The organism is Pseudomonas sp. NPDC086251 (genome assembly GCF_044746405.1).
Lineage (GTDB): Bacteria > Pseudomonadota > Gammaproteobacteria > Pseudomonadales > Pseudomonadaceae > Aquipseudomonas.
Genome location: NZ_JBIVBY010000004.1, coordinates 26,130 through 40,988 on the forward strand (window position 1 = coordinate 26,130; position 14,859 = coordinate 40,988).

At 56.2% G+C, this 14,859-nt stretch carries 15 protein-coding genes; 12 read left to right on the forward strand and 3 right to left on the reverse strand.

Going from position 1 to position 14,859, the window contains the following annotated elements; all coding sequences use genetic code 11:
• Position 1 precedes the first annotated feature (1 nt).
• The 8 genes from ACIPL2_RS07105 (at position 2) to fabF (ending at position 8,569) form a co-directional block, all read left to right on the forward strand.
• The gene (locus ACIPL2_RS07105) at positions 2-949 is read left to right on the forward strand and encodes a glycosyltransferase family 2 protein (RefSeq protein ID WP_401354351.1); all 948 of its coding nucleotides are present in this window, start codon (positions 2-4) and stop codon (positions 947-949) included.
• Positions 950-1,083: 134 nt separating this feature from the next.
• Entirely contained in the window at positions 1,084-1,458 is a 375-nt protein-coding gene (locus ACIPL2_RS07110) for a GtrA family protein (protein ID WP_401354353.1), read from the forward strand.
• Positions 1,459-1,714: 256 nt separating this feature from the next.
• Positions 1,715-2,683: a UDP-glucose 4-epimerase family protein gene (locus ACIPL2_RS07115; RefSeq protein ID WP_401354789.1), complete on the forward strand. Its 969-nt coding sequence runs from the start codon at positions 1,715-1,717 to the stop codon at positions 2,681-2,683.
• Complete coding sequence (locus ACIPL2_RS07120; RefSeq protein ID WP_401354356.1) at positions 2,680-3,708, forward strand: glycosyltransferase family 4 protein; 1,029 nt, start codon at positions 2,680-2,682, stop codon at positions 3,706-3,708. Before ACIPL2_RS07115 ends, ACIPL2_RS07120 begins: the two co-directional genes overlap by 4 nt.
• A gap of 107 nt (positions 3,709-3,815) precedes the next feature.
• Complete coding sequence (locus tag ACIPL2_RS07125; protein WP_401354358.1) at positions 3,816-5,810, forward strand: polysaccharide biosynthesis protein; 1,995 nt, start codon at positions 3,816-3,818, stop codon at positions 5,808-5,810.
• Between the two features lie 112 nt (positions 5,811-5,922).
• Positions 5,923-6,258 (forward strand): ComEA family DNA-binding protein, encoded by a 336-nt coding sequence (locus ACIPL2_RS07130; RefSeq protein WP_401354361.1) that lies wholly within the window; start codon positions 5,923-5,925, stop codon positions 6,256-6,258.
• A 209-nt stretch (positions 6,259-6,467) separates the two neighbouring features.
• Positions 6,468-7,262, forward strand: coding sequence for an SDR family NAD(P)-dependent oxidoreductase (locus tag ACIPL2_RS07135; protein ID WP_401354363.1), 795 nt, complete (start codon positions 6,468-6,470; stop codon positions 7,260-7,262).
• A gap of 32 nt (positions 7,263-7,294) precedes the next feature.
• Entirely contained in the window at positions 7,295-8,569 is a 1,275-nt protein-coding gene (fabF, locus tag ACIPL2_RS07140) for a beta-ketoacyl-ACP synthase II (protein WP_401354365.1), read from the forward strand.
• Here fabF and ACIPL2_RS07145 read toward each other — a convergent pair.
• Complete coding sequence (locus tag ACIPL2_RS07145; RefSeq protein ID WP_401354368.1) at positions 8,566-9,123, reverse strand: TetR/AcrR family transcriptional regulator; 558 nt, start codon at positions 9,121-9,123, stop codon at positions 8,566-8,568. The two genes, fabF and ACIPL2_RS07145, sit on opposite strands and share 4 nt — an antisense overlap.
• A gap of 175 nt (positions 9,124-9,298) precedes the next feature.
• Between ACIPL2_RS07145 and ACIPL2_RS07150 the strand changes: the two genes are divergently transcribed.
• A complete protein-coding gene (locus ACIPL2_RS07150; RefSeq protein WP_401354370.1) occupies positions 9,299-9,952 on the forward strand; it encodes a GntR family transcriptional regulator in 654 nt (217 codons plus the stop codon).
• 15 nt (positions 9,953-9,967) lie between these two features.
• Positions 9,968-10,816, forward strand: coding sequence for a DUF1989 domain-containing protein (locus ACIPL2_RS07155; protein WP_059406779.1), 849 nt, complete (start codon positions 9,968-9,970; stop codon positions 10,814-10,816).
• 176 nt (positions 10,817-10,992) lie between these two features.
• Here the strand turns inward: ACIPL2_RS07155 and ACIPL2_RS07160 are convergent, their stop codons facing one another.
• Together ACIPL2_RS07160 and eat are read right to left on the reverse strand one after the other, a co-directional pair.
• Entirely contained in the window at positions 10,993-11,160 is a 168-nt protein-coding gene (locus ACIPL2_RS07160; protein ID WP_401354372.1) for a DUF2897 family protein, read from the reverse strand.
• 138 nt (positions 11,161-11,298) lie between these two features.
• Positions 11,299-12,663, reverse strand: a complete 1,365-nt coding sequence (gene eat / locus ACIPL2_RS07165) for an ethanolamine permease (RefSeq protein WP_401354375.1) — start codon at positions 12,661-12,663, stop codon at positions 11,299-11,301.
• A gap of 395 nt (positions 12,664-13,058) precedes the next feature.
• Between eat and kdpF the strand changes: the two genes are divergently transcribed.
• Positions 13,059-13,148 (forward strand): K(+)-transporting ATPase subunit F, encoded by a 90-nt coding sequence (gene kdpF / locus ACIPL2_RS07170; RefSeq protein ID WP_007899818.1) that lies wholly within the window; start codon positions 13,059-13,061, stop codon positions 13,146-13,148.
• An 8-nt stretch (positions 13,149-13,156) separates the two neighbouring features.
• Positions 13,157-14,851, forward strand: a complete 1,695-nt coding sequence (kdpA, locus tag ACIPL2_RS07175; protein ID WP_401354377.1) for a potassium-transporting ATPase subunit KdpA — start codon at positions 13,157-13,159, stop codon at positions 14,849-14,851.
• Positions 14,852-14,859 lie beyond the last annotated feature (8 nt).

The following is a 14,859-nucleotide window of genomic DNA, read 5'->3' on the forward strand; positions in this document are numbered from 1 at the left end:
AATGACTGTAACAAAACTTACTATTGTTGCTCCCGTCTTCAATGAAGAAGCTGTTATCGCGCAATTTCATACTCGAGTTTCCGAAACGTTATCTGCTCTACAAAGTGTGGAGTCGCGAATTATTTATGTTGTTGATAAGTGTACCGATAACACGCTAGAAGTACTGCGCGATATCGCTGAAAATGACGACAAAGTAAAAGTTTTGGCGATGTCTTCTCGCTTTGGGCATCAAATGTCTCTGCTGGCAGGCATAGAGCAAGCGCTGGATGCAGATGTTATAGTAATGATGGATAGTGATTTACAGCATCCACCAGAGTTAATCCCGGTTTTATTGAAAAATTTTCATGACGGCGCGGATGTTGTTTACACTGTGCGTACCGATACTGAAGACGTCAATCCTATTCGAAAGGCGATGGGGAACTTATTTTACAGGTTTTTGAATCGCCTTTCTGATGTTGCAATAAACCCTAACGCTGCTGACTTTAGATTAATTTCCCAGCGGGTCGCAAAAATACTAGCGGAGGGTTTTGCAGAGAGGAATATGTTCCTTAGAGGTTTATTTTCCTGGATTGGTTTCAAACAGGTCGGCGTTGAATATGTTGCCGAAAAGCGTGCTGCTGGTGTGTCCAAATACTCTTTGTCGCGGATGGTTCAACTCGCAATATCGGGAATTCTTTCTTTTAGTACAAAGCCCTTGCAGATCGGAATATTTGTCGGAGTATCTTTTTCAGTAGTGGCATGTCTACTGATGGTTCTTACTCTTTTTACATTCCTATTCGATCGTTCACTTCCCAGCGGATGGACCACTATTGTAATGCTCCTCTTGCTTTTTAACGGCATCCAGCTTTTTGTCATTGGAGTACTTGGCGTTTATCTTGGAGGGATTTATGAAGAGGTAAAGTCTCGACCAAGATATATTCTCGAAGAGGAGATTTCGCAGCGTAAGTGAAAATTATCAGCACAAAAGAAAGAGCTAGCCGTGAGGTGAGCTCTTTCTTGTTATGTTATACATGCTTTCTAAATTGCATAATTCAGATGCCATTTCGAAAGTTGAATGGGAGTTGACAGCATGCGTATTAATAAATGAAGCAGCTTATCAAGTTTGTTATTGTTGGCGTGTTAAATACCATATTGGGTTATGGTGTTATTTTTGGCTGCATGTATCTATTGAATATGGATCCGGTAATCAGCAATGTAATTGGCTATTTGATTGGTCTCATGTTGTCGTATACATTGAATCGTAAAGTTACTTTTCAGAGCACCTCTAAGTCAAAGTCAGAGCTGGTACGTTTTTTGGCAGTGTTTTTAATAGCTTATTTTGCTAACTTGGCTGTTCTTATGGTTTTGATTAGGGTTGCAGTCTTTCACGAAGTTATCAATCAAATCGTCGCTGGTGCGGTTTATGTGTTCTTCTCTTTTTTCTTGAATAAATATTATGTGTTTTACCGGTCTTCTTGATTTTCTTGATGACTAGGTTGGAAGTGTAGGCCGGATTTGAACACTGTTGCTTCTTATTAGTGGTGCACAGTTTGGAGGTTTCATGGTCTGTTGTGCCCCTAAATATGACCGGATAACGCTATTCAATGGACTTCTCGAAATAATCAACTCTAAACGAGTGGATCCATGTCAAGCTTTTAGCCGATAGTGCGCGATGTTTGACTTGGCAATTTTTATGCCAGATTGTCCTGGGTCTCTAATTGAAAGTCGGTTTAAAATGTCAAAAAAAATACTTGTTACTGGGGCGACGGGATTTCTTGGAAACGCCTTGGTGCAGCATATTTGCAATTTACCCGATACCTCTGTTGTGGCACCTCTAAGAAATATCGACTGCATTCTGCCTAGCGGTATAGAAAAAAGATATATTACTGATATTGATCATACTACCGATTGGCGTGCCTCTCTAATAGGTGTGGATACGGTCATACATACAGCGGCGCGCGTGCATGTCATGCATGAACCTTCAAGGCACTCGATTCATAAATTCCGTGCGGTCAATGTTGAAGGTACTCTTCGTCTTGCTAATCAAGCCGCCGAGGCCGGGGTAAAAAGATTCATTTTTATCAGTTCTATCAAGGTCAACGGCGAAGCTACTAAGTTGGGTCATCCATTCTTCGCAGATGATATGCCTCTACCTTTGGATGCCTACGGGGTTTCCAAATACGAGGCCGAACAAAAGCTTCTTGAACTTTCTGAGGCCGGTTTAATGGAAGTTGTCATTATCCGGCCTGTCCTCATTTATGGTCCGGGTGTAGGAGCGAATTTTCAGCAGATGATGCGTTGGCTTACGAAGGGGATGCCTCTGCCATTCGGTGCAGTGACCAATCAACGAAGCCTTGTATTTTTGGATAACGTTGTCGATCTTGTAATCACCTGTATTGACCATCCTCGCGCAGCAAATCAAATATTTTTGGTAAGTGATGGAGAAGATGTTTCAACAACTCAGTTGATGGAGCGACTTGTTGCTTATCTGGGGACGAAAACTTGGCTTATGCCGATCTCCACTAAAATATTGACTTTTTTAGCACGATTTCTCGGTTGTGGGGCTGTAGCACAGCGACTTTTCGGCTCTTTACAGGTCGATATTAGAAAAAACCAGGAGTTGCTGGGCTGGAGTCCGCCAGTCAGATTGGAAGACGGGTTAAAGTCGACGGCAGCGCATTTTCTGGAGTCTCGTAAACAATGAATTACATGTGGTTCATTCTGGTGGCTGTTGGCGTTTCCTTTTTGCTTACAGCAGCATTACGTAGGTATGCCATATCACGAAGCCTGATTGACGTTCCCAACGCCCGCAGCTCGCATACGGTTGCGACACCGCGCGGAGGCGGCGTCGCAATAGTCGTGGCGTTCGTTTTGTCGTCGGTCTTTTTGTTTGTCGCCGGTCTGATGTCCACTGCGACTTTCATCGCAAACGCCGGCGCCGGTCTGGCGATTTCACTGATCGGTTTCATGGATGACCACGGCCATATTGCCGCACGCTGGCGATTGTTAGGGCATTTTGCTGCTGCAACTTGGTTATTGGCATGGACCGGCGGGTTGCCTCCAATAGAGCTGTTTGGCTCTACCGTCGATCTAGGCTGGGCTGGTCAGATGATGGCTATTTTTTATCTGGTGTGGCTGCTCAATCTCTACAATTTCATGGATGGCATTGATGGCATTGCCAGTGTAGAGGCCATTTGCGCCTGCCTTGGGGTTTGTTTTCTCTATTACTTGTCCGACCTGCACAACTTGGTCTGGGGACCGCTGCTTCTCGCCGCGTCTGTAGCCGGTTTCCTGTACTGGAATTTCCCCCCCGCACGTATATTTATGGGGGACGCCGGGAGCGGATTTCTTGGCATAACTCTTGGCGGCCTCTCCCTTCAGGCCGCGTGGGTGAGTGAGCCGATGCTGTGGGCCTGGTTGATTTTGCTGGGGGTGTTCATCGTCGACGCAACATTTACCCTGTTCCGCCGTTTATTGAGGGGGGACAAGGTTTACGAAGCCCATCGCAGTCATGCTTACCAATTCGCCTCACGGCGTTTCGGCAGGCATTTACCCGTCACGCTTGCAGTGGGCGTGATCAATCTTTTCTGGTTGCTGCCGATAGCCGTGGGCGTGACACGTTTCGGTCTGGACGGGGCATTAGGCGTCATCGTGGCTTACGTGCCATTGATCGCGTTGGCTATAAAGTTTCGGGCAGGGGATCTGGAAGGTCCTACGATAAAGAACTAAGCACCAACTACTATGTCATTAGGTTTAGAGTGATCGCGCGGCGCCCATGAGATTTCACCAGGGTGATAGGGTTGCCGAGAGGAGGGACTGAGGTGTTTGAAGGGTTTATGGATAAAATCAGAGCATATCTGGTAGGGCTCCCCCGGCGCCGAAAAAGGTTGATACAGGTCACCACAGACATAACGCTGGTTTGGGCCGCGTTGTGGTTGGCATTCATCGTGCGTTTGGGTATTGATGATATGTACAACCCTTTCAAGGTTCACTTTTGGCTGTTTGTTTGCGCCCCTCTTGTCGCGATTCCCCTGTTTATCCGTTTCGGCATGTATCGTGCCGTCATGCGCTATTTTGGCAATGACGCCCTTATTGCGATCATCAAAGCCGTCAGCCTGTCTTCGCTGATCCTGGCGGTTGTGGTCTATTGGTACAGCAATCACGAAGCCGTGGTACCGCGCTCCATCGTCTTCAACTATTGGTGGCTTAGCCTGGTCATCATCGGCGGCCTGCGCCTGTGCATGCGTCAGTACTTCATGGGTGACTGGTTCACCGCCGCCCAGCACGTGCCGTTCACCAATCGCGATGACGGCCTGACCAAAGTTGCGATCTACGGTGCAGGCATGGCCGGCAATCAGCTGGTCGCGGCGCTTCGCATGGGCCGTGCCATGCGTCCGGTGGCGTTTATCGATGATGATCCGAGCATCGCGGATCGTTCGATTGCCGGGCTGCAGGTGTTCAAGCCCAAGCACATCCAGCAGATGATCGATGAAACCGGTGCACAGGAAATTCTCCTGGCGCTTCCGTCATCGACCCGTGCACGGCGTCGAGAAATCCTTACGCTTCTGGAACGGTACCCGCTTCACATACGAAGTGTGCCGAACTTCTCCGATCTGGCCAGTGGCCGGGTCAAGGTCGAGGACATCCAGGAAGTGGATATCGCCGACCTCCTTGGGCGCGACTCGGTACCCGCGCAACCCGACTTGCTTGAACGCTGCATCAAAGGCAAGACAGTGATGGTCACCGGCGCCGGTGGATCGATCGGTGCAGAACTGTGCCGGCAAATCTTCGCGCTGGGGCCGACCACGCTTCTGCTGTTCGAGCACAGTGAGTTCAACCTCTACAGCATTCTGTCGGAGCTTGAGCAGCGGGCCTGTCGGGAGTCGGTTCCTGTCCGATTGCTGCCGATCCTCGGCTCGATCCGGCATCAGGACAAACTGCTGGATGTGATGAAAACCTGGGGCGTGGACACGGTGTACCACGCCGCCGCGTATAAACACGTGCCGATGGTTGAACACAACATCGCCGAAGGCGTGCTCAACAACGTGATTGGCACGCTCAACACCGCTCAGGCAGCCTTGCAGTCGGGTGTTTCCAATTTTGTGCTGATCTCCACCGATAAGGCCGTACGCCCGACCAACATCATGGGCAGTACCAAACGCCTGGCCGAGTTGACCCTGCAAGCCCTCAGCCGTGAAATCGCCCCGGTGCTGTTTGGTGACAAGGCTAATGTGTCTCGGGTCAACAAGACCCGTTTCACCATGGTTCGCTTTGGCAACGTGCTGGGGTCTTCCGGTTCGGTGATTCCGCTGTTCCACAGCCAGATCAAATCCGGTGGTCCGCTGACGGTCACGCACCCGAAAATCACCCGCTATTTCATGACCATCCCCGAAGCCGCGCAATTGGTGATCCAGGCCGGGTCCATGGGGCTGGGCGGTGATGTGTTCGTGCTGGACATGGGCGAGCCGGTAAAGATCGTCGAACTGGCAGAGAAGATGATTCACCTGTCCGGCTTGAGCGTGCGTTCGGAGAAAAACCTGCAAGGCGACATCTCCATTGAATTCACCGGTCTGCGTCCAGGCGAGAAGCTGTACGAGGAGTTGCTGATCGGCGACAACGTGGCGGCGACCCAGCATCCGATGATCATGAGCGCCAACGAAGATCATCTGCCCTGGGATGTACTCAAGGGCCGCTTGAGGGAATTGCTGGTGGCTGTCGATCGGGACGACTACGCGCGCGTCCGTCAGCTCCTGCGCGAAACCGTCAGCGGCTACACACCCGACGGCGATATCGTTGACTGGATCTACCAGCAACGTCGCCTCGAACCCTGATTGTTTCACATCCTGTAACGGACACATTTTTGACAGGCTCCAGACATCGCCTAAGTTTGGGAGGCAGCTTCGGAAAAGCTGCTTTCTCAATCGATGTCATGGAGCGTCATTTATGCGTACTGGCTATTTCTACTCTCTGGTTTTTGCCCTGCTCACCAGCGCCTCTATCGGTGCCATTGCTGCGCCGACAACGAAGCCGGAGGCTGGCAGTGCACCTGTGGTGCTGGAAGTCTCCCCTAAGGTACAGTCCGACAAGGTCGATCTGAATGCCGCCGACGCGCCAACCTTGCAGCGCGCGTTGTCGGGTGTAGGGGAGGCCAAAGCCAAGGCGATTGTTGCCTATCGTGAGGGTAATGGGCCGTTTGCGTCCGTCGACGAACTGCTGGAAGTGAAGGGGATCGGTAAAGCTATTCTGGATAAGAATCGCGAGAAGCTTGAGGTGAACTAAGCTTGTAGCTCAACGCCAAGAAGGCCGGTCATTGACCGGCCTTTTTTGCATTCTGGCGAACGCTACCAAGTTGTGCCTTCCGTCGCTGCAATAAAAATTACGGCTATCATATGAACGTTGGATTATGCCTATAATAAAAACATCATTCGCCAAAGCGTTTTGAGATTCAGGCGCTTGTTTTTCCCTCAAGCACTCCCAGGAGCATAGTCATGACGTCCACTCAGTCCCAAGGTACGGCCCTTGTCACCGGTGCTTCTTCCGGTATCGGTGCGATTTACGCTGAGCGGTTGGCGGCGCGCGGTTTTGATTTGTTGCTGGTCGCTCGCGACGAGCAGCGACTGGAAGCGGCGGCGAGCACATTGCGCTCCGAGCATGGTGTTCAGGTGGAAGTGCTCAAGGCGGATCTCACGCAAAAGGATGACGTGCTCAAGCTCGAGCAGCGCCTTCGCAGTGATTCGAGTATCAGCCTGTTGCTGAACAACGCCGGTGTCGCGGCGGATGGTTTGCTGGCCAATGCCGACATGGATCAGCTGGAACGCTTGATTCAACTGAACGTCACCACGGTCACGCGGTTGGCATCGGCAGCGGCTGCCAGCTTCGCCAAGGCCGGTCGCGGTACGATCATCAATATCGCCTCGGTGGTGGCATTGTTTCCCGAGCGTTTCAATGCGACTTACACCGCGAGCAAGGCTTATGTGTTAAGTCTGACCCAATCGTTGAACGCCGAACTGGATGGCACCGGGGTCAAGGTCCAGGCGGTGTTGCCAGGCGTAACACGCACTGAAATCTGGGAACGCTCCGGTATCGATGCGACCCAGATCCCGGCGGACATGGTCATGGAAGCGGGGGAGATGGTCGATGCGGCGTTGGCCGGTCTGGACCAGGGTGAGTTGGTGACCATTCCTTCGTTGCCGGATGCCGCCGACTGGGATGCGTTTGTTGCGGCGCGTCATGTGATGGCGCCGAATCTTTCCAAAAGCAAGGCCGCCTCGCGTTACAAGTGAGGTGCCATCAATCGGCTTGAGGTAGTTGCGGTATGAGTGATCGTCGAGTGGTTGTAACGGGCATGGGCCTGGTGTCTCCGTTGGGTAGCGGTGTCGAAGCCGTCTGGGAGCGACTGTTGGCCGGACGTTCCGGGTTGCGCAATTTGCCGGACGAGGTGGTTGCCGATCTGCCGGCCAAGGTTGGCGGCGCTGTGCCGACCCTGGCTGACGATGCCGAGGCGGGGTTTGACCCGGACCGGGCGACGCCGCCCAAAGAACAAAAGAAGATGGACCGCTTCATTCTGTTCGCCATGGAAGCGGCGCGTCAGGCGCTGGAACAGGCCGGTTGGCAGGCTCAGGACGCCAATGCCCAGGAGCGCACCGCAACCATCATCGGTTCGGGCGTGGGTGGCTTCGGTGCGATTGCCGATGCGGTGCGCACCACGGACAGCCGTGGGCCGCGACGCTTGTCGCCGTTCACGATTCCGTCGTTTCTGGTCAACCTCGCCGCGGGTCATGTGTCGATCCAGCACGGTTTCAAAGGCCCATTGGGCGCACCGGTCACGGCCTGCGCGGCCGGGGTTCAGGCGATTGGCGATGCAGCGCGGCTGATTCGTTGTGGTGAGGCGGACATTGCGGTGTGCGGCGGCGCGGAAGCGGCGATCGATCGCGTCAGCCTCGCCGGGTTTGCCGCTGCGCGGGCCTTGTCCAGCGGTTTCAATGAAACTCCGGAACGTGCTTCGCGACCGTTCGACAGTGATCGCGATGGTTTCGTCATGGGCGAGGGCGCGGGTCTTCTGGTAATTGAATCCCTGGAGCATGCCTTGGCGCGCGGCGCTCAACCGCTGGCGGAGCTGGTCGGTTACGGCACCAGCGCCGATGCCTATCACCTGACGGCAGGCCCGGAGGATGGCAGTGGTGCGCGACGGGCGATGACGCTGGCGTTGGCTCAGGCGGGTATCTCGCCAGCACAGGTGCAGCATCTCAATGCCCACGCCACGTCGACCCCGGTGGGCGATCTTGGCGAATTGGCGGCGATCAAGGCATTGTTCGGCGCGGACAACAAGATTGCGGTGACGTCGACCAAGTCGGCGACCGGGCATTTGCTCGGTGCAGCGGGCGGGATCGAGGCGATCTTTACGTTGTTGGCCATTCGCGATCAGATCGTGCCGGCGACCCTCAATTTCGATAACCCGGACCCTGCCGCCCAAGGCGTGGACATCGTTCACGGTCAGGCGCGGCCGATGCCCATCGAGTATGCGTTGTCCAATGGCTTTGGCTTTGGCGGGGTGAACGCCAGCGTGTTGTTCAAGCGCTGGGAGGGTTAATCCCTCGGTTGTTTAAGAAAATCGCGAGTGACGTCGAGAATCCGCTGGGCCAGCTCAGGATTCTCGACACTGCGCGATAGCAATAGCGCCCCGACCAGCGTCGACATAATGACGACGCTGCGGTCGGCGGCGTCCTCGCCTTCAAGGGTGCCTTGCACCTGTTCGAGCCGTGCGTTGAGCACCACATCTGTGGTCGAGCTCGGCTGCCCGCGCATGCCAAGTTCCGATGACATGGTCAGCAGTGGGCAACCTTCATGCGGTGAAGTCTTATGCCATTCGGACAAATAGGTATCGATGAACGCTTCCAGCGGACGATCCTGGGCGAACAGATCGGCACACAGCACATCCACTTCATCACCGGCGGTTTGCAACGCCTTTTCTACGAGTTCGTCCTTGGACTTGAAATGCGAGTAAAAGCCGCCGTGCGTCAAGCCCAGTGCTTTCATGAGGGGTTGCAGGCCTGTCGCGCCAATGCCATCGCGGCGAAAGCGCGCTGAAGCTTCCTTGATAATGCGTTCGTGGGTCTGGGCTTTGTGGTCCTGCGAGTAACGCATGTCGAATCTCCGCAACAATGCGCCATATTAACCAATGAAAATGAGATGGTGACTGTACTTCTACTTCTAAAAAGCATGCAGATGCGTCCAACTCCGTCGTAAACGATTCGGTAAGTGGCACGAATAGTGATTACTCATTAATCGACGATTGTTGAACAATCACGAGGCGATGAGCATGAGCAGCGGACTGTCCCTGGCCGACCACATCACACTGGAGTTGCGCGCCGACATCATCGGCGGCCGTTTGCTGCCCGGCATGGCGCTGGTGGAAAACGATCTGGTGTCGGCCTACAACGCGTCCCGCAACACCATTCGCGAAGCGCTGCATCGCCTGGGACAGGAAGGTCTGACCCGATATGTGCGCAACAAAGGCGTGATGGTGCGCAGGCTTGGCGTTGATGATGTGCGGGACCTGTTCAACGTCCGGCGCACCCTTGAGTTGCAGGCCATCAGCGCGAGTCAGCCGCTGCGCGATTATCAGTCCGACCGGATGCTTGAATCCCTGGAGGCCACCGAGCTGGCCCGGGAACGCGAAGACTGGCGCGCCGTCGGCACCCACAGCCTGGCGTTTCATCAACACATCGTCGGGTTGCTGCGCAGCCCACTGTTCGACGAGTTCTTCACCAACGTCGTCGCGCAATTGCGCCTGGTGTTTTGCAGCGCGCCCGACGAATCGAGCTTTCAGGCGCCCTGGCTTGCGCGCGACCGGCAGATACACGACTTGCTGGCCGAAGGCGACAAACCCGCGGCCGAAGACGCCATGAGTTTGTATCTCGACGATTCCGAACAACTCCTGTTGCAGTTGCTTGCTCCGATTTCCCATCACTGATCGAGGATTCGTGCCATGTACAAAGACTATCCGGCGGCCTATCAAGTCAGCAAAGGCTCGGCCTTGCAGGTGGACAAAGCGTTCTATGAGCGGATCCGCGACACCAAGGACGGGCGTACGCTGATCGAATCCTTCGAGGTGCCGATCCGCACCGGTCGCGCCTGGAAAGTGCCGGCCGGACACGTGTTCCGGGTCACGACGCCGGTCGGCCCGCAAGTCGGTGATTTCAACGTCTGGAACGCCAACGATCCGCGTGAACGCTTGTGGGCGGCGCGGACCCGCCAGCTTCAGGGCGCGCATGTCAGCACCCATGACCGGCTCTGGTCGAATCTGCCTTTTTTGCGGCCGCTGGTGACCATCACCGACGATAGCCTGGCCGGTTATGGCATCGACGAACATGGCGGCCGCTTGCACGATTTGCTCGGTACGCGCTGCGATCCCTATGTGAACAAAATGCTCACCGGCGAAGATTTCCATCATCACTGCCACTCGAACCTGACGCGTGCAGTGTTGCCCCATGGCCTGACTGAGTTCGACGTGCACGACGTGTTGAACATTTTCCAGTGCACCGGCCTGAACCACGACGACATGTATTTCATGAAAGCCTGTCCGGCGCAGAAGGGTGACTACCTGGAATTTTTTGCCGAGATCGACCTGTTGTGCGCGCTGTCCACCTGCCCGGGTGGCGATCTGTCGCTGGCGATGTGGGGACCGGATGCGCAGGATCCACTGAGCGTGTGTCGACCGCTCGGGGTGGAGATTTATCGCTTGGAGGATTCATTGCTGCAGGGCTGGAGCCAGCCTGAGCGCGCGGCGTACAAAGGGCTGCATGGCTTGCACATCGCCAAGGCCGATTGGGAATAGAAGTACAACCTGTAGCAGCTGGCGAAGCCTGCGTTCGGCTGCGCAGCAGTCGTAAATCCAGATAACGCGGTTTTCCTGCTTCACCGCGTTCGCTGACTTTACGACTGCTGCGCAGCCGAACGCAGGCTTCGCCAGCTGCTACACATTGAAGTTCGCCGCCGTTTCAATGGCGTTGTTTAGCGGTCCTGAGCTTCCTTGGCATCTATTTCCGCATTGCGTTCGGCGACGCGTTTACGTTGCTCTTCGGTCAGATCGACCTTGGTGGCGGTATCACGCAACATCATTAAACCGCCAACGATCGAGCCGATTGCAACGACCAGAATCAACCAGGCATACCAGGGCATAAGGGCTCTCCTTGAGGGCAGGCCGATTGGCGGGTTTCGCCAATCGATCGTGCATAACACTTTGAGCGTTTGGATTTCGCTCCAGTTCCATCGCAGTGCTCCATTCTATGCCTGATAGGCCTGCCGTATCGCGACTGTTTAGAGCCCGGTCAACATTGCATCCGCCGGCGCATCGGCACGCAATTGCGCGGTCAGCATGAAGTACACGAAACCCACGGCCATGAAGCCAAGGAAGATCACCCCGATCAGCGTGTTGAACCAGGCCATGGCCACCAGGCAGACCACCGCCAGCACCAGCGCAATCAGCGGCACCAACGGATAGCACGGCGCGCGGAACGTGCGCTCCAGGTTCGGCTCGGTTTTACGCAGTTTGAACAGGCTGAGCATGCTCATGATGTACATCACGATCGCCCCGAACACCGCCATGGTGATCATCGCTGCCGTCAGCGTCATGCCGCCGAGGTTGATCAAACCGTCACTGTAGATGGCGGCGATGCCGATCACGCCGCCGGCGATGATTGCCCGGTGCGGCGTCTGGAAGCGTGACAGTTTGGCCAGGGACGCCGGCAGGTAACCGGCGCGGGCGAGGGCGAAGAACTGCCGTGAGTAGCCCAGGATGATCCCGTGGAAACTTGCAACCAGGCCGAACAGGCCGATCCACACCAGCATGTGCAACCAACCGGAGCTTTCGCCGACCACGGTCTTCATGGCTTGCGGCAGTGGATCGTTGATGTTCGACAGGGTGCGCCAATCGCCGACGCCGCCAGCAAAGAACATCACGCCCATCGCCAGCAACACCAGCGTCAGGATGCCGCTGATGTAGGCCTTGGGAATCGTGCGTTTCGGGTCCTTGGCTTCTTCAGCCGCCATGGCGGCGCCTTCGATGGCCAGGAAGAACCAGATGGCAAACGGAATCGCCGCGAACATCCCGGCAATCGCCGGTGCGCCGAACACGTCGGAACCGGCCCAGCCATTGAGCGCGAAGTTGCTGAAGCTGAACGCCGGGGCGACCACGCCCATGAACACCAACAACTCGGCAACCGCCAGCACGCAGACCACCAGTTCAAAGGTCGCCGCGAGTTTCACCCCGAGGATGTTCAGGCCCATGAACACGATGTACGCGCCGACCGCTGCGTGTTTCGGGTCGAGGGCGGGAAATTGTACGTTCAGGTAGGCACCAATCGCCAAGGCAATCGCGGGTGGGGCGAAGACGAATTCGATCAGGGTCGCCAGCCCGGCGATCAAACCGCCTTTCTCGCCAAAGGCGCGGCGGCTGTAGGCAAAGGGCCCGCCGGCATGGGGAATCGCGGTGGTCAGTTCGGTGAAACTGAAGATGAAGCAGGTGTACATCGTAGCGACCATGAACGAGGTCACCAGAAAGCCCAGCGTGCCGGCCACGCCCCAGCCGTAACTCCAGCCGAAGTATTCCCCGGAAATCACCAGTCCGACCGCAATGCCCCACAGGTGCAGCGTGCCCAGCGTGGGTTTGAGTTGTGTGTTCATGCGTTTGCTCCCTGAACGGTTTGGAAAGCTCGGGGGAGGGCGCGTGCAGTGGGCGTGCCAGTGTTGTGATGGCAGTCGTAAAGCGCAAAAAGGCGTCGTATCGAGGATGTTTGCGGCGTAATGAGCCTTTTTTGTGCGTCAGTTGGGGGCATTGTTGCCTGTCATGCCGTCTTCGCGAGCAAGCCTCGCTCCTACAAAGTCAGGAGCGCCGCACTTCCTGTAGGAGCGAGGCTTGCCCGCGAAGAGGCCCCTCAGAACAACGCTGTAACGCCAGCATAAACCCACTCTTTACGCTTTCTTTATGCACAGCCAACACCCTCGGTCTCGTTCCTTTACAGCCTCCCTGCCGACAATGACTCCACACGCGGCAATACGCCGTAACACGGAGAACTTCCATGAGCGTTCTGGACGGGGTGTCACTGCTGCTGGCAGTGGGGCTGTTCATTTATCTGTTGGTTGCGCTGTTGCGCGCGGACCGGAACTAGGAGCGGCTATGCACAGTTATGACTATTGGCTGATCCTGGCCTTCTTCGCCGTGGTGCTGATACCGGCACCGTTTCTGGGGCGTTTCTACTACAAGGTCATGGAGGGGCAACGCACCTGGCTGACACCGATCCTCGGACCGGTGGAGCGCGGGTGTTATCGAGTGGCCGGCGTTGATCCGCAGGCCGAACAGAGCTGGCAGAAATACACCCTGGCCTTGCTCGCCTTCAACCTCGCAGGCTTCCTGCTGTTGTTCGCGATCCTGTTGTTCCAGGACCACTTGCCACTGAACCCGCAAAACCTGCCGGGTCAGGAGTGGACGCTGGCGTTCAACACCGCCATCAGTTTCATGACCAACACCAACTGGCAGGCCTACAGCGGCGAAGCGTCCCTGAGCTACCTCAGTCAGATGGCCGGCCTCACCGTGCAGAACTTCGTCAGCGCCGCCACCGGCCTCGCCGTGCTGGTTGCACTGTGTCGCGGTATCGGGCGCAAGTCGACCAAGACCCTTGGCAACTTCTGGGTCGACATGACCCGCGCGACCCTCTACGGCTTGCTGCCACTGTGCCTGTTGCTGGCGCTGTACCTGGTCTGGCAGGGCGTGCCACAAACCTTCGCGCAGTACGTGAATGCCGTGACCCTGCAAGGCGTTGATCAGGTGATCCCGCTCGGCCCGGCCGCCAGCCAGATTGCGATCAAGCAACTGGGCACCAACGGTGGTGGTTTCTTCGGCGTCAACTCGGCGCACCCGTTCGAGAACCCGACCGCCTGGAGCAACCTGTTCGAGATGGCGTCGATCATCCTGATCCCGGTCGCGCTGGTGTTCACCTTCGGCCACTACGTGAAAGACCTGCGTCAGAGCCGCGCGATCATCGCCTGCATGCTGGCGCTGTTCTTGATCGGCGGCGCGACCTCGCTGTGGGCTGAATACCAACCGAACCCGACCCTGAACAACGTCGCCGTCGAACAGACCGCGCCGCTGGAAGGTAAGGAAGCGCGCTTCGGCACCACCGCCACGGTGCTGTGGTCGGTGACCACCACGGCGGCGTCCAACGGTTCGGTCAATGGCATGCACGACAGCCTCAACCCGCTGAGCGGTATGGTCGCGCTGGTCAACATGATGGTCGGCGAAGTGATCTTCGGCGGCGTCGGTGCCGGGCTCTACGGCATGTTGCTCAACGTATTGATCGCGGTGTTCCTCGCCGGCCTGATGATCGGCCGCACCCCGGAATACCTCGGCAAGAAATTGCAGGCCAAGGAAGTGCAGTTGCTGGTGGTGACCTTGCTGGTGATGCCGGTCGGCGTGCTGGTGCTCGGCGCGATTGCCGCGAGCCTGCCCGGCCCGGTCGCGGCGGTGAGTAACCCCGGCGCCCACGGTTTCAGCCAGTTGCTCTACGCCTACACCTCGGCCAGTGCCAACAACGGCTCGGCGTTCGGCGGCTTCGGCGCCAACACCGCGTTCCATAACCTGATGCTGGGCTTGGGCATGTTGATCGGGCGCTTCGGTTACATCCTCCCGGTACTGGCGTTGGCCGGCAGCCTGGCGATGAAGAAAACCGCACCGATCGGCCAGAACAGCTTCCCGACCCACGGCCCGCTGTTCGTGACCTTGCTGACCGTGACCATTTTGCTGGTGGGTGGTTTGACCTTCCTGCCGACCCTGGCTTTGGGCCCAATCGCTGAACACCTGAGCATGGGCTTCTAAGGAGTCAA